16 protein-coding genes and 1 riboswitch are annotated in these 18,348 nt (G+C 73.5%); of the genes, 10 read left to right on the forward strand and 6 right to left on the reverse strand.

Annotated features, from left to right (window positions below; all coding sequences use genetic code 11):
• Positions 1 to 51: 51 nt before the first annotated feature.
• Positions 52 to 873: a helix-turn-helix transcriptional regulator gene (locus ACIOD1_RS21430; protein ID WP_365624119.1), complete on the forward strand. Its 822-nt coding sequence runs from the start codon at positions 52 to 54 to the stop codon at positions 871 to 873.
• A gap of 71 nt (positions 874 to 944) precedes the next feature.
• Here ACIOD1_RS21430 and ACIOD1_RS21435 read toward each other — a convergent pair whose 3' ends face one another.
• The 3 genes from ACIOD1_RS21435 to ACIOD1_RS21445 form a co-directional block, all read right to left on the reverse strand.
• On the reverse strand, positions 945 to 1,724 hold the full coding sequence (locus ACIOD1_RS21435) for an enoyl-CoA hydratase/isomerase family protein (protein WP_365623934.1): 780 nt from the start codon (positions 1,722 to 1,724) through the stop codon (positions 945 to 947).
• 229 nt (positions 1,725 to 1,953) lie between these two features.
• Positions 1,954 to 2,175, reverse strand: coding sequence for a helix-turn-helix domain-containing protein (locus tag ACIOD1_RS21440; protein ID WP_199883310.1), 222 nt, complete (start codon positions 2,173 to 2,175; stop codon positions 1,954 to 1,956).
• A 382-nt stretch (positions 2,176 to 2,557) separates the two neighbouring features.
• Complete coding sequence (locus tag ACIOD1_RS21445; RefSeq protein ID WP_365623936.1) at positions 2,558 to 4,156, reverse strand: ABC-F family ATP-binding cassette domain-containing protein; 1,599 nt, start codon at positions 4,154 to 4,156, stop codon at positions 2,558 to 2,560.
• A 238-nt stretch (positions 4,157 to 4,394) separates the two neighbouring features.
• Between ACIOD1_RS21445 and ACIOD1_RS21450 the strand changes: the two genes are divergently transcribed.
• Complete coding sequence (locus ACIOD1_RS21450; protein ID WP_365623938.1) at positions 4,395 to 5,285, forward strand: neutral zinc metallopeptidase; 891 nt, start codon at positions 4,395 to 4,397, stop codon at positions 5,283 to 5,285.
• A 68-nt stretch (positions 5,286 to 5,353) separates the two neighbouring features.
• Entirely contained in the window at positions 5,354 to 5,749 is a 396-nt protein-coding gene (locus ACIOD1_RS21455; protein ID WP_365623940.1) for a VOC family protein, read from the forward strand.
• 97 nt (positions 5,750 to 5,846) lie between these two features.
• On the opposite strand, the gene ACIOD1_RS21460 is transcribed toward ACIOD1_RS21455, so the two are convergent.
• Positions 5,847 to 7,253: a hypothetical protein gene (locus ACIOD1_RS21460; RefSeq protein WP_401903941.1), complete on the reverse strand. Its 1,407-nt coding sequence runs from the start codon at positions 7,251 to 7,253 to the stop codon at positions 5,847 to 5,849.
• Between the two features lie 117 nt (positions 7,254 to 7,370).
• Entirely contained in the window at positions 7,371 to 8,501 is a 1,131-nt protein-coding gene (locus ACIOD1_RS21465; protein ID WP_401903944.1) for an alpha/beta hydrolase family protein, read from the reverse strand.
• Between the two features lie 333 nt (positions 8,502 to 8,834).
• Here ACIOD1_RS21465 and ACIOD1_RS21470 point away from each other — a divergent pair, with 333 nt between their 5' ends.
• The 7 genes from ACIOD1_RS21470 (at position 8,835) to ACIOD1_RS21500 (ending at position 17,552) form a co-directional block, all read left to right on the forward strand.
• Positions 8,835 to 10,154 carry an anion permease gene (locus ACIOD1_RS21470; RefSeq protein WP_401903946.1) on the forward strand — a complete coding sequence of 440 codons (1,320 nt, stop codon included), beginning with the start codon at positions 8,835 to 8,837 and terminating at the stop codon, positions 10,152 to 10,154.
• A gap of 28 nt (positions 10,155 to 10,182) precedes the next feature.
• Positions 10,183 to 10,404, forward strand: a complete 222-nt coding sequence (locus ACIOD1_RS21475; protein ID WP_365623946.1) for a hypothetical protein — start codon at positions 10,183 to 10,185, stop codon at positions 10,402 to 10,404.
• A 147-nt stretch (positions 10,405 to 10,551) separates the two neighbouring features.
• Positions 10,552 to 10,664, forward strand: a riboswitch (cobalamin riboswitch).
• Between the two features lie 56 nt (positions 10,665 to 10,720).
• Entirely contained in the window at positions 10,721 to 11,740 is a 1,020-nt protein-coding gene (locus ACIOD1_RS21480; protein ID WP_401903949.1) for a cobalamin biosynthesis protein, read from the forward strand.
• Entirely contained in the window at positions 11,737 to 13,257 is a 1,521-nt protein-coding gene (locus tag ACIOD1_RS21485; protein ID WP_401903952.1) for a cobyric acid synthase, read from the forward strand. Before ACIOD1_RS21480 ends, ACIOD1_RS21485 begins: the two co-directional genes overlap by 4 nt.
• A gap of 61 nt (positions 13,258 to 13,318) precedes the next feature.
• The gene (locus ACIOD1_RS21490; protein ID WP_365623952.1) at positions 13,319 to 15,454 is read left to right on the forward strand and encodes a putative cobaltochelatase; all 2,136 of its coding nucleotides are present in this window, start codon (positions 13,319 to 13,321) and stop codon (positions 15,452 to 15,454) included.
• Positions 15,454 to 16,053: a cob(I)yrinic acid a,c-diamide adenosyltransferase gene (gene cobO / locus ACIOD1_RS21495; RefSeq protein WP_365623954.1), complete on the forward strand. Its 600-nt coding sequence runs from the start codon at positions 15,454 to 15,456 to the stop codon at positions 16,051 to 16,053. Before ACIOD1_RS21490 ends, cobO begins: the two co-directional genes overlap by 1 nt.
• On the forward strand, positions 16,047 to 17,552 hold the full coding sequence (locus ACIOD1_RS21500) for a cobyrinate a,c-diamide synthase (RefSeq protein ID WP_401903955.1): 1,506 nt from the start codon (positions 16,047 to 16,049) through the stop codon (positions 17,550 to 17,552). Before cobO ends, ACIOD1_RS21500 begins: the two co-directional genes overlap by 7 nt.
• 2 nt (positions 17,553 to 17,554) lie before the next feature.
• Here the strand turns inward: ACIOD1_RS21500 and ACIOD1_RS21505 are convergent, their stop codons facing one another.
• On the reverse strand, positions 17,555 to 18,280 hold the full coding sequence (locus ACIOD1_RS21505) for a ZIP family metal transporter (RefSeq protein WP_365623958.1): 726 nt from the start codon (positions 18,278 to 18,280) through the stop codon (positions 17,555 to 17,557).
• Positions 18,281 to 18,348: the final 68 nt, after the last annotated feature.

Consider the following 18,348-nt stretch of genomic DNA (forward strand, 5'->3'; position numbering starts at 1 on the left):
GTGGCCGTTCCGATCGAGCAGCACCGTCGCAGCGAGTTGCGCGGTTTCCTGATGAACCGTCGGGCCCGGGTCTCGCCGACGGAGGCCGGCCTGCCGGACGGCGGGGCCCGCCGACGGACGCCGGGGCTGCGCCGGGAGGAGGTCGCGGTGCTGGCCGGGGTGGGGGCGTCCTGGTACCAGTGGCTGGAGCAGGGGCGGGACATCACGGTGTCCGCCCAGGTCCTGGACTCGGTGAGCCGGGTGCTCAAACTGTCCAGCGCCGAACGCAGACACCTGTACGTCCTGGCCGGGTTGAACCCGCCCGCGCTGGAAGTGGAGCCGGGCGCGCGGGACATGTGCCACGGGTTGAAGCGGCTGATCGACGCCTGGATGCCGTTCCCCGCGCACATCCTGGACCGGTACTGGAACACGGTGATGTACAACGATTCCGCCGCGCTGGTCTTCGCGATGCGCCCGGAGATCGTGCAGAACTGCCTGATCGCCTTCTTCACCGACCCGATCTACCGGTCGCGGGCCACGCAGTGGGAGACGATCGCCTGTGACGTGGTCGCCCAGTTCCGGGCGGCCTGTTCCGAGCATCCGCGGGACGAGGGCTTCCAAGCGGTGGTCGAGGAGGCCCGGTCGCTGAGCCCGGAGTTCGCCGAGCTGTGGAAGCGGCGGGACATCGCGCCCGGCGGGCAGATCCGCAAGCGGATCGAGCACCCCGTGGTCGGACCGCTGTTCGTGGAGTCGACGCAGTTGCGCGTGCCGGCCCGGCCGGACCTGTCGATCGTGCTGCACACCCCGCTGCCGGAGGCGGACACCGCCGAGAAGCTGGAGTGGCTGACCTCGCCGGAGGGCCGGCGCGGGCTGATGTACCCGGTGGCGGGGTGAGCCCGGCGGGCCGGGCCGGGACCGGCTTACGGTCCCGGCGGGCGGCGCGCGGGGCGGCAGGGTCGGGCGCCTCAGTCGGAGAGGCCCGCGAGGTCGCGCAGGCGGCGTGCCTGGGCGGCGCGCTCGGCGGCGCGCTGGTCGTCGTAGGGGCGGGAGCCGGCGGCTCGGAGCAGCGCCTTGGTCTCGATCACGGCGTCGCGCGGCGGCGCGACGAGCGCCGCGGCGAGGTCCTGGACGGCGGCGTCGAGTTCGTCGGCCGGGACCACGAGGTTCGCCAGGCCCATCCGCTCGGCCTCCTCGGCGTGGACGAAGCGGCCCGTCGCGCAGATTTCGAGCGCGCGGGCGTAGCCGACCAGGGCGGTCAGCGGCTGGGTGCCCGCCAGGTCGGGGACCAGCCCCAGGCTGGTCTCGCGCATGGCGAACTTCACGTCGTCCGCGACCACGCGCAGGTCGCACGCGAGCGCGAGCTGGAAGCCCGCCCCGATCGCGTGCCCCTGTACGGCGGCTACGGAGACGATGTCATTGCGGCGCCACCAGGTGAACGCCTCCTGGTATTCGGCGATGGTCGCGTCGAGCAGTTCGTCGGAACCACGTGCCAGGTCAAGGAAGGACGGCTCGCCCTCGAAGCCTTCGGGGGTGAAGGCCTGCCGGTCGAGCCCTGCGGAGAAGGACTGGCCCTCTCCGCGCAGCACGACGACCCGTACGGTCCCGGGCAACGACCGTCCGGCCTCCGCCAACGCCCGCCAGAGCGCGGGAGACTGAGCGTTTCGCTTGGCCGGATTGGTCAGTGTCACCGTGGCGACCGTGTCGTCGATGGTGAGCCGTACGCCATCCTTGTCGAGCAGGGCCATCTGGTGCCTCCGGTGTGCAGTCGTGGCCGCCTACTCGGCCTAAGTGACTGCACAGTAACCACCCGATCGACCGCGAGGCCGACCGGGGGTCACCGAAGAACCGGGTGGATGACTCCGCCGATCCATCAAGACGTCGATCATCGAACATGGAGATGTCGGGCATGGAGCTGTTGGAGCGTGGAGCTGTCGTCGGACGGCTTCGACGCCGGCCCCGGCCTCTCGGCCGGGGTCAGGCCGCAGTCGCCTTCTTTCCGCGTGTCGCGCCTCCGCGACCTCGCAGTGTGACTCCGGACTCGCTGAGCATCCGATGGACGAATCCGTAGGACCGGCCGGTCTCTTCGGCCAGTGCCCGGATGCTCGCCCCGGAGTCGTACTTCTTCTTCAGGTCTGCCGCGAGCTTGTCGCGCGCGGCGCCGGTTACCCGGCTGCCCTTCTTCAGAGTCTCGGCCACCCGTGCCTCCTCATGGGAAGTGCGCTCTGGACTTCTCATGATCACCCCTCCCCGGCTTCCTGGCCACCCATTCAGCAAGGTCCGTACGGCGCCGATGCCGGCGCGGTGGACACATCAGCAGAACGGAATCTTCTCTTCCGCTGCATGACTTCCGTCACACTTCTTCGCCTGCGGAGAGAATCGCCAGGTCAGGGGCCGGACGAGGGAAACGAAAAACCCCGGTCGCGCGTCCGTGGAGGACGCGGCCGGGGCCGTCGGAGAGCGCGCGACGGTACGAGACCGTCTCACTCAGATGATGGATCACGTCTGAGCCGAATGATCCATAAGGAACTGGAGCGGCCAAGGGACCACCATCGGGGACGGTCGATCCGGGGGTCGCGGCTCAGGCGAGGGAGACCAGGTCCCGGTAGTCCGGGCCCCACAGGTCCTCGACCCCGTCCGGGAGCAGGATGATCCGCTCCGGCTCCAGGGCCTCCACCGCGCCCTCGTCGTGGGTGACGAGGATGACCGCGCCCTTGTACGTGCGCAGCGCGCCGAGGATCTCCTCGCGGCTGGCCGGGTCGAGGTTGTTGGTGGGCTCGTCGAGCAGCAGCACGTTCGCCGAGGAGACGACCAGGGTGGCCAGGGCCAGACGGGTCTTCTCGCCGCCGGAGAGCACGCCCGCGGGCTTGTCCACGTCGTCGCCGGAGAAGAGGAACGAGCCGAGCGTCTTGCGGACGGAGACCAGGTCCAGGTCGGGGGCGGAGGAGCGCATGTTCTCCAGGACCGAGCGCTCCGGGTCCAGGGTCTCGTGCTCCTGGGCGTAGTAGCCGAGCTTGAGGCCGTGGCCGGGCACGACCGAGCCGGTGTCGGGCTTCTCGGTGCCCGAGAGCAGTCGCAGCAGGGTGGTCTTGCCGGCGCCGTTGAGGCCGAGGATGACCACGCGCGAGCCCTTGTCGATGGCCAGGTCGACGTCGGTGAAGATCTCCAGCGATCCGTACGACTTCGACAGGCCCTCGGCGGTCAGCGGGGTCTTGCCGCAGGGCGCCGGGTCCGGGAAGCGGAGCTTGGCGACCTTGTCGGAGACGCGGACCGCGTCCAGGCCCGCGAGCAGCCGGTCGGCGCGCTTGGCCATGTTCTGCGCGGCGACGGTCTTGGTGGCTTTGGCGCGCATCTTGTCGGCCTGCGAGTTCAGCGCGGCGGCCTTCTTCTCGGCGTTCTGGCGCTCGCGCTTGCGGCGCTTCTCGTCGGCCTCGCGCTGCTGCTGGTAGAGCCGCCAGCCCATGTTGTAGACGTCGATCTGCGCGCGGTTGGCGTCCAGGTAGAACACCTTGTTGACGACCGTCTCGACCAGGTCGACGTCGTGGGAGATCACGATGAAGCCGCCGCGGTAGTTCTTCAGGTAGTCGCGCAGCCAGACGATCGAGTCGGCGTCGAGGTGGTTGGTGGGCTCGTCGAGGAGCAGGGTGTCGGCGTCCGAGAAGAGGATCCGGGCCAGCTCCACGCGGCGGCGCTGACCACCGGAGAGGGTGTGCAGCGGCTGGCCGAGGACGCGGTCGGGCAGGCCGAGGGCGGCCGAGATGGTGGCCGCCTCCGCCTCGGCGGAGTACCCGCCCTTGGTCAGGAACTCGGTCTCCTGGCGTTCGTACTGCTTCATGGCCTTGTCGCGGGTGCCGCCGGAGCCGGTGGCGATGCGCTCCTCGTTCATGCGCATCTTCTTGATGAGCACGTCGAGGCCGCGGGCGGAGAGGATCCGGTCGCGGGCCAGCACGTCGAGGTCCCCGGTGCGGGGGTCCTGCGGGAGGTAGCCGACCTCACCGGATCGGGTGATGGAGCCGGCGGCGGGCAGACCTTCGCCGGCCAGGCACTTGGTGAGGGTGGTCTTGCCCGCTCCGTTGCGGCCGACGAGGCCGATGCGATCGCCCTTGGCGATGCGGAAGGAAGCGGACTCGATGAGGATGCGGGCGCCGGCGCGCAGCTCGATGCCGGTGGCGGTGATCACGGAAATGCTCCAGGACGGTGGACGGCGAGAGGGGGGCAGGACGCGCGTTCTTCGACGTCGCTAATCCGCGAGGAGATGTCCCATGGGAGCCATTCTACCGGGGGTGCGCAACCACTTTCCGAGGGCTCCCGTCGCCCGTTCGGCCCACGGGTGCGGCGGCCCGGTCGGGGCACGTAAGAGGATGAAGGGGTTGATACTCGCCGCAGGGGCGGACACGTGGATGCGAGGGCGGTGCGGTATGCAGTTCGACGACGATGCCAATCTGGACACTTCCGAGGTCAAGGACGTCCGCGGCAGTCGCATCCCCGGTGGCAGGGCCACGGTCGGTGGCGGCATCGTCGGCTTGCTCGCCCTGGTGTTGGGCCTGCTCTTCGGGGTGGGGCCGGATCAGCTGGGCCTGTCCGACGGAAGTCCGGAGCCGTCCGCGACCTCGTCCTCCATCGCCCAGGTGCAGCAGACCTGCAAGACCGGGGCGGACGCCAACGCGCGCGAGGACTGTCGACTGGTGGCCGTGGTGAACAGCACCCAGGACTTCTGGAAGCAGGAGTTCCAAAAGCGGGGCGGCCAGTACAGCCCGGCGTCCACGGTCTTCTTCACCGGCCGGGTGAACACCGCCTGCGGCGCGGCCACGGCGGCGGTGGGCCCCTTCTACTGTCCCGGCGACCGGCAGGTCTACCTCGACCTGGGGTTCTTCGACGAGCTGCGCACGAAGTTCGGCGCGAGCGGCGGCCCCTTCGCCCAGGCCTACGTGGTGGCCCACGAGTACGGGCACCACATCCAGAACCTGACCGGAACCCTCCAGCGGGCCCAGGACGGCCAACAGGGCGCGAACAGCAACGCGGTCAAGGTGGAGCTCCAGGCCGACTGCTACGCCGGGGTGTGGGCGCACAACGCGACGAGGACCCCGGACAAGACCACCGGCCGGCCGCTGATCACCAGCCTGACCGACCAGGACATCCGCGACGGCCTGGACGCGGCGGCAGCGGTGGGCGACGACCGGATCCAGGAGAAGTTCCAGGGCCGGGTCACCCCGGAGTCCTGGACCCACGGCTCGGCCCAGCAGCGCCAGCAGTGGTTCTACCAGGGCTACCGCACGGGCGACATGGCCCAGTGCAACACCTTCCGCTGACGGTCGGCGCTCCCTGCCATGCTGTGTCGTGAGTCACACGCTCATGCGCACGAGAGGGAGTGATCGTCATGGCAGGCGTTCCGACCGTCTTTCCGACCCTGCTCTACCGCGACGCGAAGGCGGCGGTCCGACAGCTGACCGAGGCGTTCGGCTTCACCCGGCTCGCCGTGTACGAGGGGGACGACGGAGTCGTGATGCACGCGGAACTGTCGTACGGCAACGGCGTGGTGATGCTCGGCAGCAAGGGCCGCGGCGGGCAGTTCGACACGGTCATGGAGAGCGCCGGACCGGCGGGGGTCTACGTCGTGGTCGACGACGTGGACGCCCACCACCGGCGGGCCGCGGAGCACGGGGTGGAGATCCTGATGGAGCCCACCGACCAGGACTACGGCTCGCGGGACTACATGGCCCGCGACACCGAGGGCAACGTCTGGAGCTTCGGGACGTACGCGCCGCAGCTGTGAGCCGGTGGCGCGCACGAGGTGCCGGGCGGCGGTCCGGCGCCCGGCACGGTCCGGAAGGGACGACCTGGGCCGTCTCTTCCGGATCTTGGTGGGCGACCTAGACGCCGCCGGTGTGGACCTGGAAGGCGGCCCGGCGGACGGCCTTGGCGAGGGCCGGGTCGGGGTGGGCGGCGGCCAGCGCGACCAGGACCTGGACGGTGCGCGGGTGGCCGACCGCGCGGACCTCGTCCAGCAGCCGGGGGACGGTGGTGCGGACCGCCGAGTCGAGGTGGCGGGCCAGCAGGTCCGCCTCCCCGTGGTCGGCGATGGCCGCGGCCGTGTCCACCCAGAGCCAGGTGGACTCCTCCGGGGTCAGTACGTGCTGGGCCTCGTCGGGGTCCACCCCGTCGTGCACGGCCAGCCAGAGCAGGGCGTAGGGCCGCAGCGCGGGATCCCGTACGGCCGCGCGCACCTCGGGCTCGGCGGGGGCGCCGACCACGCGCAGGGCCTCGAAGGCCAGTCCGCGCAGCAGCGCGTCCTCGCCCCGGGCCGCTTGCAGCAGCTCGCTCACGGCATGGCCGACGGGCCGGGCGGCGAGCCAGGCCTGGTACTCGGCGCGGGCCGGGCCCGGGGTGAGTCGGGCGCAGCCGCGCAGCATGGCCGCGGCGGACTGCTCGATGTTCCCGGCGGGGCTCTGGGCGGCGACGCAGATCTGTTCCAGTTTGACCCAGACGGCCCAACTGCCGAGGGGGGTCAGGGTGGCCCGCGCGGGGCCGAGGGTGACGGCGTCCACGGCGGCGAGTCCGCCGAGCGCCCAGCGCAGCAGGCGGGCCAGCGGCACCGGCCGGGTGTCGGCGGAGAGCGGGGCGGGTTCCGGGCCGTAGGGCACCTCGCAGCGCTCGTCGCGCAGTTCGGCGACCCGCTTGTCGAGGAGGTCCAGCAGGTCCGGGACGGTCACCGGACCGGCCGACAACTGGAGCAGCGAGAGGAGTTGGGGCATGGCCTCGACCACCTCGGCGACGGCCCAGGGGGCGATGTCGGCGGGGGCCGGGTGGACCAGCGACCAGGCGTCGAAGAGGGCGACCCAGCCGCGGAGCACGGCGGTGTCGTCCCGGTCCCAGGCCCGCAGGCGCCAGCCGGGGCGCGCGTGGCCGCCGTGGACCTCGACGAGGCCGGAGAGGCGGGCACGGTCCCAGCCCACGCGGATCTGGCCGTGTGTCAGGCCCAGGCCGGCGGAGGCCCGTTCGACGTCGGCGGTGGGCAGGGCCCCCGCCGGGGCGGGCCGCCCGCCGTCGCCCGCGCCGAGGTTCAGCTCGGCCCAGCGGGCCAGCCGTACCGCGTCGGCGAGGGAGGTTCGGGCCCTGTTCGCCAGGTCCGCCGTGGCGGGGGTGCCCGCCGGGGGCCGGGGAGTCGGCCGGGTTCGCCGGTCGGTCACCGCCTTGCGCGCCGTGGCGACGGAGCGCGGGGAGACGAGTCGGAGTCTGGAGTCGCGAGCCAACTGCTCATCAGGCTTTCGGGACGTCACGGAAGCAGTCTCGCCCGTCACTGGCCGAAAGCCCAAACGGAACGGGTCGTTTCCACAGGTCACGGGGTGAAGGAACCGGGACAAACCCCCCACCGGGCCCCCTCCGCCACAGGCCCTTCACATCAGAGGGGTCAGGAAACGGCGCAACGCTTCCTCGTACCCGGCCGGATCGGCGTTCCACATCGCCCCGTGGCCGGCGCCCTTGACCGGGTGCAGGGTGACGAGATCGGGGCGGGCGGCGGCCAGCCGGCGGGAGGGGCCCCAGGGGGCGAGGGTGTCGTCGGGACCGTGGATGAGGAGGACGGGGACCCGCAGCGCGCCGGGGTCCGCGCCCGGCGCCGGCCGTTCGGCGCGCAGCCCCGCGCGGCTCTCTGCGGCCCGGACGGCGAGCGGGATCAGCGGGGCGGGGGTGTGACGGGCGGCGAGCAGGGCGCGCAGGGTCGTGCGCCAGTCCAGGACGGGCGAGTCCAGCACGACCCCGGAGATCCGGTCGGCCAGGGCGGAGCGCTCGACGGCGCGCAGCGCCATGGCGGCTCCGGTGGACCAGCCGTGCAGGATCACGCGCCGGGCCCCGTAGCGCAGGGCGTAGCGGATGGCGGCGTCCAGGTCGCGCCACTCGGACTCGCCGAAGTGGCCGAGGCCGTCCGGGGAGGCGGGGGCGCCGAGGTCGCCCCGGTAGGCGAGGTCGAGCACGGGCAGGTGGTGGCGGTGCAGGAAGGGCATGACCACCATCGGGTGCTCCCGGCCGGCGCCGAGCCCGTGCACGGTGATGACCCAGGTGTCCCGGGATGCGGGCACGAACCAGGCGGGCAGCGGGCCCAGCTCGCCGGGGACGTCCACGTCGGCGTGGTCGAGGCCGAGGGCGGTGCGCGGGTTGCCCAGGTACACCTGGGGGGTGAGCGTGACCCGGGTGCCGGGGTGGAGGCTGCCGTGAGTGACGGCGAGGAGCCGGCGCACGACGGTGTCCGGGGAGTTCTCGGCGTCGGCGAGGACCGGGCCGACCACCGCGTGCATCCCCGGGCCGTCCAGTCCGTGGGTGCCCGGGCGCAGGGAGGCCAGGGAGCGGGTCAGGACCACCCGGCCGGGGTCCGCGGAGTGGACGACGAGGCGGTGTCCGCCGGGGAGCGGGCGCCCGGGCCGCGGTCGCAGGGCGGCGCCGGCGGCGTACCGGCCCGCCGCGACGGCCGCCGCTCCGGCGCCGATCAGGGTCGTGGTGACGGCCGCTGCCGTCGCTGTCGCGGTACGCACGGCTCCAGTCTCGGGGCGGGGCGGCGCGGGGGCCACCCGGAGGGGTCCACGGGGTGGGGACGACGGGGCGGTTGCGCCCTGAGGGCCCAGGGAGTGATCTGGGTCTCTTTCCGACCGCCCGGCGGGGGTGCCGCCCGGCCGAAGGGCCCGCGCGGAGGGGTTCGTTCACCCGGCTTTGACGTGCATTAATCGATATATCTACGACAGAATCGGGACGAAGGTCTCGATCAGGCCTCTGGCCGAGACACCACAAGACCCCGGGCAGTTCATCTTCCGTTCATCCAGGTTGCCTACGGTCGCCGAGCCACTGACGTCAAACAGAAGCCTGGGTAAATGGAGCACGTAACGCTTCTCCTCGGGATCGTGATCATCACCGCTCTCGTGTTCGACTTCACGAACGGTTTCCACGACACGGCCAACGCGATGGCCACCACCATCTCGACCGGCGCTCTCAAGCCCAAGACGGCGGTGGCCATGTCCGCCGTGCTCAACCTCGTCGGCGCGTTCATGTCCGTGGAGGTCGCCAAGACGATCTCCAAGGGGCTCGTCAACGAAGAGGGCATCCAACCGGAAGTGATCTTCGCCGCCCTGGTCGGCGCGATCCTCTGGAACCTCGTCACCTGGCTGGTCGGCCTGCCCTCCAGTTCCTCGCACGCCCTGATGGGCGGCCTGATCGGTGCGGCCGTCGCCTCCGCCGGCATGGGCGCCGTCAACGGTGACGTCGTCGTCACCAAGGTGCTGATCCCGGCCATCGCCGCGCCGATCGTCGCCGGCCTGGCCGCGATGCTCGCGACCAAGGTGACCTACAAGCTCAACGGCCAGGTCGGCAAGAAGACCTCGGCCAAGGGCTACCGCGCCGGTCAGATCGCCTCGGCCAGTCTGGTCTCCCTCGCACACGGCACCAACGACGCCCAGAAGACGATGGGCATCATCACTCTGGCACTCGTCGCCGGAGGCGCGCTCGCGCCCGGCTCGAACCCGCCGGTGTGGGTCATCGTCTCCGCCGGCATGGCCATCGCGATGGGCACCTACCTGGGCGGCTGGCGCATCATCCGCACCATGGGCAGCGGCCTCACCGACCTGCAGCCGCAGCAGGGCTTCGCCGCCCAGACCTCGGCCGCCAGCGTCATCCTGGCCTCCTCCAGCCTCGGCTTCTCCCTCTCCACCACCCACGCCTGCTCCGGCGCGGTGATGGGCGCGGGCCTCGGCCGCAAGGGCGGTGTGGTCCGCTGGTCCACCGCGAGCCGCATGTTCATCGCGTGGGGCCTGACCCTGCCGGCCGCCGCCCTGGTGGCCTCGCTGGCCGAACTGGTCATGCGGACCGGTGACGTGGGCGTCGCCGCGGTCGCGGTCTTCCTGGTCGCCTCCTGCCTCGCCATCTGGCTGATCTCCCGTCGCCAGGTCGTCGACCACACCAACGTCAACGAGGTCGACGGCGAGTCCGCCGCCTCCGGGGCCGCTCCCGCCGAGCAGCCCGGTGTCGTCACCACCGCCATCGCCGCCGTCGCCGTGCCGCCCACCGCGGGCACGAACACCGCGGGCACGAACGCCGCGGGCACGACCTCCGCGGTGACCGACGAAGCCCTGCGGGCCACCATCCCGGCCGCCACGGCGAATCCGGCCGCCCCCGCGGCGCCGGCCGCCGCGGTCTGACCCCGAGAACGACTGAGGTAACGGCAGCATGAACATCGACTGGGAAGCGCTCGGCTCCGTCTTCGGCGTCAGCCTCTCCGCCACCGTCGCGCTCGTGACCCTGTTCACCCTGGGTCTGGTGGGCCTCTCCAAGCACGAGGCCGCCACCGAGCAGGGCGGGGCCGCCACCGTGGCCCGCAGTGGCGCGTACGTCTGCTTCGCGCTGTGCGCGGGCGCCGTGGCGTACGCGATCTACCTGATCGTCAGCTGACACCGCACGACGAAGGCTCCCTCCGGTCCGCCGGAGGGAGCTTTCGCTTGCTCCCGGCCGTCCCACCCGCCGCACGTCCCCGTTCCGCGTCTCCCCCGCAGGTCAACAGCAAGTTGACGGGCGTTCGCGGGCCGTGGTGGACTGCCCGAGCCAATACGGCGGCATGAAGAGGAAGTCCGGTGCGAATCCGGCGCGGTCCCGCCACTGTCACCGGGGAGCGCACGCGGCGCGTGCGCGGGTCCCGGGAGCCAGGAACTCTCACCGCCGGACACGTCGAACCAGGGCGCGGACCCTGAGTGAGGACATACCTGCCACCATGCGTGCCGATCGCGTCTTCGCGTACGGCGCCACGGCGGGGCTGATCGGCGACCGGATCCTCGGGGATCCGCGCCGAGGGCACCCCGTGGCCGCCTTCGGACGAGCCGCCGCCGCCGTCGAACGCGCCCTGTGGCGCGACGACCGCGCCCGGGGCCTCCTGCACACCGCGGTGTGCGCCGGGGGCGCCGCCGCCGCGGGGCTGCTCGCCGCCCGAGCCGTGCGGTCCCGCCCCGCGGCGGCCCGCGTCGCCCTGACCGCCGCCGCCACCTGGGCCGTCGTCGGCGGCACCTCGCTGGGCCGGGAGGCCCGCGCCATCGGCGGCGCGCTGGCCGCCGGCGACGTCGAGGTGGCCCGTGAACGCCTCCCCCACCTGTGCGGGCGCGACCCGCACTCCCTGGACGGGCAGCAGATGGCCCGCGCCGTCGTGGAGTCCGTCGCGGAGAACACCTCCGACGCGGTGGTCGGCGCCCTGGTGTGGGGAGCCGTCGCCGGGGTGCCCGGACTGCTCGCCTTCCGCGCCGTGAACACCCTCGACGCGATGGTGGGCCACCGCTCGCCCCGCCACCTGCGCTACGGCTGGGCCTCCGCCCGACTCGACGACCTGGCCGGCTGGCCCGGGGCCCGGCTGACCGCCCTCGCGGCCGTCGCCGCCGGTCCCGACCGGCGGGGAGCCGTACGGGCCTGGCGCGCGGACGCCGCCGCCCACCCGAGCCCCAACGCGGGCCCGGTGGAGGCCTCCTTCGCCGGAGCGCTCGGCGTCCGCCTCGGCGGCACCCTGGCCTACGGCGGCCGGGTCGAGCACCGGGCCGTGCTGAACGGCGCGGCCGGGCGGCCCGTGGAGGTCGCAGACATCGAGCGGGCCGTACGGCTGTCCCGGCGGGTCACCTGGCTGTCGCTCGGGGTCTGCGTGGCGGCCCGGACGCTGATCGCGCGACGCGCCGGCGGGCCGCACCCCACCACGGGCACCACGAACATCCCCGGCACCACCGGCCGCATCGGGAAAGAGGGACGCGGATGAGCGGCGCACGGCGCGGCGGCGGGCTGCTGGTCGCCGGCACCACCTCCGACGCGGGCAAGAGCGTGGTCACGGCGGGCATCTGCCGCTGGCTGGCCCGCCAGGGCGTGAAGGTGGCCCCCTTCAAGGCGCAGAACATGTCGCTGAACTCCTTCGTGACCCGCGAGGGCGCGGAGATCGGCCGGGCCCAGGCCATGCAGGCGCAGGCCGCCCGGGTGGAGCCCACCGCCCTGATGAACCCGGTGCTGCTCAAGCCGGGCAGCGACAGCAGCAGCCAGGTGGTGCTGCTGGGCAAGCCGGTGGGCGAGATGAGCGCCCGCGGCTACCACGGGGGGCGCCAGGAGCAGTTGCTCGGCATCGTCACGGACTGCCTGGAGCAGCTTCGGGGCACGTATGACGCCGTGATCTGCGAGGGGGCGGGCAGTCCGGCCGAGATCAACCTGCGCCGGACCGACATCGTGAACATGGGCATCGCGCGGGCCGCGCGCTTCCCGGTGGTCGTCGTCGGAGACATCGACCGGGGCGGGGTCTTCGCCTCCTTCTTCGGTACGACCGCCCTGCTGTCGTCCGAGGACCAGTCGCTGATCGCCGGCTACATGGTCAACAAGTTCCGCGGGGACGTGTCCCTGCTGGAGCCGGGCATGGAGATGCTGCGCGGTCTGACCGGCCGCGCCACCTACGGGGTGCTGCCCTTCCGGCACGGTCTGGGCATCGACGAGGAGGACGGCCTGCGGGTCTCCCTGCGCGGCGCGGTGCGCGAGTCCGTGGTGGCGCCGCCGGTCGGCGAGGACGTGCTGCGGGTCGCGGTGTGCGCGGTGCCGCTGATGTCGAACTTCACGGACGTCGACGCGCTGGCCGCCGAGCCGGGCGTGGTCGTGCGGTTCGTGGACCGGGCCGAGGAGCTGGCCGACGCGGACCTGGTCGTCGTGCCGGGTACGCGCGGCACGGTGAAGGCCCTGGCCTGGCTGCGCGAGCGCGGACTCGCGGACGCCCTGGTGCGGCGGGCCGCCGAGGGGCGTCCGGTGCTGGGCGTCTGCGGCGGCTTCCAACTGCTGGGCGAGCACATCGAGGACGAGGTCGAGTCGAAGGCCGGCGCGGTGGCGGGCCTCGGCCTGCTGCCCGTACGCGTCCGCTTCGCCGTGGAGAAGACCCTGGCCCGGCCGACCGGAACGGCGCTCGGCGAGCCGGTGGAGGGGTACGAGATCCACCACGGCGTGGCCGAGGTGCTGGGCGGCGTCCCCTTCCTGGACGGCTGCCGGGTCGGCGCGGTGTGGGGTACGCACTGGCACGGCTCGCTGGAGTCGGACGGCTTCCGCAGGGCGTTCCTGCGGGAGGTCGCCGCGGCAGCCGGACGGCGGTTCGTCCCGGCCCCCGACACCTCGTTCGGCGCCCTGCGCGAGGAGCAGCTCGACCTGCTCGGCGACCTGATCGCGGAGCACGCGGACACCGACGCCCTGCTCCGGCTGATCGAGTCCGGCGCCCCCTCGGGCCTCCCCTTCCTTCCCCCGGGCGCTCCGTGAGCGCCCCGACGCGCCGTCGGCGCGATCCACACACCCGCCCAGCAGCAGAGGTGAGCAACCGATGAGCACGCCCTACCCGTTCACCGCAGTGGTCGGCCAGAGCGACCTGCGCCTGGCGCTCCTGCTGAACGCCGTGAGCCCGGCGGTCGGCGGCGTACTCGTGCGCGGCGAGAAGGGGACCGCGAAGTCCACCGCCGTGCGCGCGCTGTCCGCGCTGATCCCGCAGGTGGACGTGGTCCCCGGCTGCCGGTTCAGCTGCGCGCCCGCCGCTCCCGATCCGGCCTGCCCCGATGGCCCGCACGAGGCGGGGGCCTCGGCCTTCCGTCCGGCGCGGATGGTGGAGCTGCCCGTCGGCGCCTCCGAGGACCGCCTGGTCGGCGCCCTGGACATCGAACGGGCCCTCGCCGAGGGCGTGAAGGCCTTCGAGCCCGGCCTGCTGGCCGACGCCCACCGCGGGATCCTCTACGTCGACGAGGTCAACCTCCTCCACGACCACCTGGTGGACGTGCTGCTCGACGCGGCGGCGATGGGTGCCTCCTACGTGGAGCGCGAGGGGGTCTCGGTGCGCCACGCCGCCCGCTTCCTGCTGGTGGGCACCATGAACCCGGAGGAGGGCGAGCTGCGCCCGCAGCTCCTGGACCGCTTCGGGCTGACCGTCGAGGTGGCGGCCTCCCGCGAGCCCGCCCAGCGCGTCGAGGTGGTGCGCCGTCGGCTGTCCTACGAGGACGATCCCGCGGGCTTCGCCGGTCGCTGGGACGAGGAGGAGCACGCGGTACGCGCCCGGATCACGGCCGCGCGGGCGCTGCTCCCGCAGGTTTCCCTCGGGGACACGGCCCTGCTCCGGATCGCCGCGACCTGCGCCGGCTTCGAGGTCGACGGGATGCGCGCCGACATCGTGATGGCCCGTACCGCGACGGCCCTGGCCGCGTGGGCGGGGCGGAGCGAGGTCCTCAAGGAGGACGTCCGGCAGGCCGCCCTGCTGGCCCTCCCCCACCGGCGCCGGCGCAACCCCTTCGACGCCCCCGGTCTCGACGAGGACAAGCTGGACCGGATCCTGGACGAGTTCCCGGACGACGAGCCGGAGCCCGAGCCCGACCCGGAGCCGCAGGGGCCGGACGACCGAGGCGACGACGGCGACGGCAGCGACGGCGGCGGTCCGGACGGGGACGGCGGCGGGACGCCCCCGCAGGGCGACGGCTCCCCCGGCCCCGACCCCGCGCACGCGCCGGAGGGCCCCGAGGCTCCGGAGGCCGCCGACTCCCCCGAGGGCGCCGACGCGCCCCCGGCTCCGGAGGCTCCCGGGAACCCGGCTCCCGAACAGGCCGCCGTACGGGCCTCCGAGCCGTTCCGCACCAAGATGCTCAGCGTGCCCGGCCTCGGCGAGGGCGCGGCCGGGCGGCGTTCGCGCGCCCGGACGGCACACGGCCGGACCACCGGGGCCCAGCGGCCCCGGGGGCACCTGACGAAGCTGCACCTGGCGGCGACCGTGCACGCCGCGGCCCCGCACCAGAAGGCGCGCGGCCGCAGCGGGCGCGGGCTGGTGGTGCGCAAGGACGACCTGCGCCAGGCCACCCGGGAGGGCCGCGAGGGGAACCTGGTGCTCTTCCTCGTCGACGCCTCCGGCTCCATGGCGGCCCGGCAGCGCATGAGCGCCGTCAAGGGTGCCGTGCTGTCGCTGCTGCTGGACGCCTACCAGCGCCGGGACAAGGTCGGCCTGATCACCTTCCGCGGCGCGGGCGCCGAGCTGGCGCTGCCCCCGACCTCCTCCGTGGACACGGCGGCGACCCGGCTGGAGCAGCTGCCGACCGGCGGGCGCACCCCGTTGGCCGCCGGGCTGCTCAAGGCCCGCGAGGTGCTGCGGATCGAGCGGTTGCGGGATCCCTCGCGGCGTCCGCTGCTGGTGGTCGTCACCGACGGGCGGGCCACCTCGGCCGGGGCCCTGGGCGGCGACCCGCGCGAGCTGTCGGGGCGCAGTGCCCGGCTGTTGGCGGCCGAGGGGGTCACCTCGGTGGTCGTGGACTGCGAGTCGGGGCCGGTCCGGCTGGGGTTGGCCGGGGCGCTGGCCGTCGATCTGGGCGGGCCCGCCGTGACCCTGGACGGGCTGCGGGCCGACTCGCTGGCCGGGCTCGTGAAGAACGTACGTACCGCGGTGACGTCGACCGCATCCGCCAACAGCACCCCCAGGAGGGCCGCGTAATGCCGCAGGGACAGCCGTCCGTCGTTCCGGACGACGGACTCACGACACGTCAGCGCCGCAACCGTCCGCTCGTGTTCGTCCACACCGGCCCGGGCAAGGGGAAGTCGACGGCCGCCTTCGGGCTGGCGCTGCGCGCCTGGAACCAGGGCTGGCCGATCGGGGTGTTCCAGTTCGTCAAGTCGGCGAAGTGGAAGGTCGGCGAGGAGAACGCGCTGAAGGTGCTGGGCGCCTCCGGCGAGGGCGGTCCGGTCGTCTGGCACAAGATGGGCGAGGGCTGGTCCTGGGTCCAGCGCGACGCCCAGCTCGACAACGAGCAGGCGGCCAAGGAGGGCTGGGAGCAGGTCAAGCGGGACCTGGCCGCCGAGACGCACAAGCTGTACGTGCTCGACGAGTTCGCGTACCCCATGCACTGGGGCTGGATCGACGTGGACGAGGTCATCGAGGTGCTGCGCGGGCGCCCCGGGACCCAGCACGTGGTCATCACGGGCCGCAACGCGCCGGAGAAGCTGGTGGAGTACGCGGACCTGGTCACCGAGATGACCAAGATCAAGCACCCGATGGACGCCGGTCAGAAGGGCCAGAGGGGCATCGAGTGGTGACGTCCGTCGACGTGCCCCGGCTGGTCATCGCCGCGCCGTCCTCCGGCAGCGGCAAGACCACCGTGGCGACGGGCCTGATGGCGGCCTTCGCGGAGCGCGGCCTCGCCGTGTCCCCGCACAAGGCCGGCCCCGATTACATAGACCCGGGCTACCACGCGCTCGCCACCGGGCGGCCGGGGCGCAACCTGGACGCCTTCATGTGCGGCCCGGAGCTGGTGGCCCCGCTGTTCGCGCACGGCTCCGCCGGGTGCGACCTGGCCGTGGTCGAGGGCGTGATGGGCCTGTACGACGGGGCCGCGGGGCGGGGCGAGCTGGCGTCGACGGCGCAGGTGGCGAAGCTGCTGCGGGCGCCGGTGGTGCTGGTGGTGGACGCCTCCTCGCAGTCCCGTTCGGTGGCCGCGCTGGCACACGGCTTCGCGTCCTTCGACCCCCAGGTGCGCCTGGGCGGGGTGATCCTCAACAAGGTGGGCTCCGACCGGCACGAGGTCATGCTGCGCGAGGCGCTGGAGGAGGCCGGAATGCCGGTCCTCGGCGTGCTCCGGCGGGCCCCGCAGGTGGCGACCCCGTCCCGGCACCTGGGCCTGGTCCCGGTGGCGGAGCGCCGGGCGGACGCGCTGGCCTCGGTGGCGGCCCTCGCCGAACAGGTGCGCTCCGGCTGCGATCTGGAGGCGCTGCTGGCGCTGGCCCGTACGGCTCCGCCGCTGCACTGCGAGCCGTGGTCCCCGGAGCCGTGGCCGCAGCAGTCCCGACCGGCCCGGGAGCGGCGGCCCGTGGTGGCCGTCGCGGGCGGACCGGCCTTCACCTTCTCCTACGCCGAGCACGCGGAGTTGCTCACCGCAGCCGGGGCGGAGGTCGTCACCTTCGACCCGCTGCGGGACGAGGCCCTGCCCGAGGGCACGGGCGGCCTGGTGATCGGGGGCGGGTTCCCCGAGGTGTACGCGCCCGAGCTGTCGGCGAACGAGCCGCTGCGCAGGGCCGTGGCGGCGTTCGCGGGGGCGGGCGGCCCGGTCGCGGCGGAGTGCGCGGGGCTGCTGTACCTGGCGCGGAGCCTCGACGGGAAGCCGATGTGCGGGGTGCTCGACGCCGACGCCCGGATGACGGAGCGGCTGACCCTGGGCTACCGGGACGCGGTGGCCGTCTCGGACAGCGTCCTCGCCGCGAACGGCACCCGGCTGCGCGGGCACGAGTTCCACCGCACGGTGGTGGAGCCGGGCGCGGGAGCGGTCCCGGCCTGGGGGTTCACCCATCCGGAGCGGCGCGTGGAGGGGTTCGTGGCGGGCGGGGTGCACGCCAGCTACCTGCACACGCACTGGGCGGCGCAGCCGTCCGTGGCCGGGCGCTTCACGCAGGCGGCGGCAGATTGGGCGGCGGGGGCGGTCCGCGCGCTCGGAGCCTCGGCGACGGCCGCCGCGTCGGCCGGTCCGGTCGCCGGGACCGCCGCGCGGGCCGTCTCCCCGGCCGTCCAGGCGGCCGGTTCGGCCGGGGCCGCCGGGCGGTGAACTCAGTCCGCGAGGCCGACCACGAGCCAGATCCCGGCCACCCCGCCCACCGTGCACATCAGCGTGGACAGGGCGGGGTGCTTGTGGTGCGCCTCGGGCAGGATCTCGGCGGCGGCCAGGTAGAGCAGGACGCCGCCGAAGAATCCGAGGTACGCCCCGAGCGGTTCCTCCGGAAGGGTGAACAGCAGGGTGGACGCCGCGCCCACGACGGGGGCCAGCGCATCGGCGAACAGCATCGCGAGGGCCTTGCGGCGGGCGTTCCCGTAGAGCCGGGTGAGGGTGTAGGTGTTGAACCCGTCGGCGAAGTCGTGGGTGATGACGGCGAGCGCGACGGCCACGCCCATCCCCCCGCCGACCTGGAAGGCGGCGCCCAGCGCCACCCCGTCGGCGAAACTGTGCGCGACCATCGCGGCCGCCGCCGTGAGCCCGACCTGGGGGACGCGATCGCCCTCCTCGGCCCCGTGCGCGGCCTGGCGCACGGCCAGCAGCCGTTCGCCCACGTGGGCGACGAGGAACCCGCCGACGAAGAGCAGCAGGGCGAGCGGGACGCCGAAGACCTCGTCCCCGGCCGCGTGCAGGGCCTCGGGGAGCAGGTCGAGGCCGACCACGCCGAGCATCAGTCCCCCGGCCAGGCCCAGCACGAGGTGGCGGCGGTCGGTGACGTGCTGTGCCGTCCACCCGCCCGCCAGCGTCATCAGGAACGCGCCCAACGCAACGATCACCGCCATGTGCCCCTGAATACCGACTGGCGGCCGTCCGCGCACTTCCGCGCGCGGGTGGCGGGGGACACCGTGTT

Source organism: Streptomyces sp. NPDC088097, from assembly GCF_044741845.1.
Taxonomy (GTDB): domain Bacteria; phylum Actinomycetota; class Actinomycetes; order Streptomycetales; family Streptomycetaceae; genus Streptomyces.

Coding starts and splice junctions, on each gene's coding strand:
- ACIOD1_RS21490 (WP_365623952.1), top strand. CDS start 13,319: ATGAGCACGCCCTACCCGTTCACCGCAGTGGTCGGCCAGAGCGACCTG.
- ACIOD1_RS21505 (WP_365623958.1), bottom strand. CDS start 18,280: ATGGCGGTGATCGTTGCGTTGGGCGCGTTCCTGATGACGCTGGCGGGC.
- ACIOD1_RS21480 (WP_401903949.1), top strand. CDS start 10,721: ATGCGTGCCGATCGCGTCTTCGCGTACGGCGCCACGGCGGGGCTGATC.
- ACIOD1_RS21470 (WP_401903946.1), top strand. CDS start 8,835: ATGGAGCACGTAACGCTTCTCCTCGGGATCGTGATCATCACCGCTCTC.
- cobO (WP_365623954.1), top strand. CDS start 15,454: ATGCCGCAGGGACAGCCGTCCGTCGTTCCGGACGACGGACTCACGACA.
- ACIOD1_RS21475 (WP_365623946.1), top strand. CDS start 10,183: ATGAACATCGACTGGGAAGCGCTCGGCTCCGTCTTCGGCGTCAGCCTC.
- ACIOD1_RS21450 (WP_365623938.1), top strand. CDS start 4,395: ATGCAGTTCGACGACGATGCCAATCTGGACACTTCCGAGGTCAAGGAC.
- ACIOD1_RS21455 (WP_365623940.1), top strand. CDS start 5,354: ATGGCAGGCGTTCCGACCGTCTTTCCGACCCTGCTCTACCGCGACGCG.
- ACIOD1_RS21430 (WP_365624119.1), top strand. CDS start 52: ATGAACCGTCGGGCCCGGGTCTCGCCGACGGAGGCCGGCCTGCCGGAC.
- ACIOD1_RS21485 (WP_401903952.1), top strand. CDS start 11,737: ATGAGCGGCGCACGGCGCGGCGGCGGGCTGCTGGTCGCCGGCACCACC.
- ACIOD1_RS21435 (WP_365623934.1), bottom strand. CDS start 1,724: ATGGCCCTGCTCGACAAGGATGGCGTACGGCTCACCATCGACGACACG.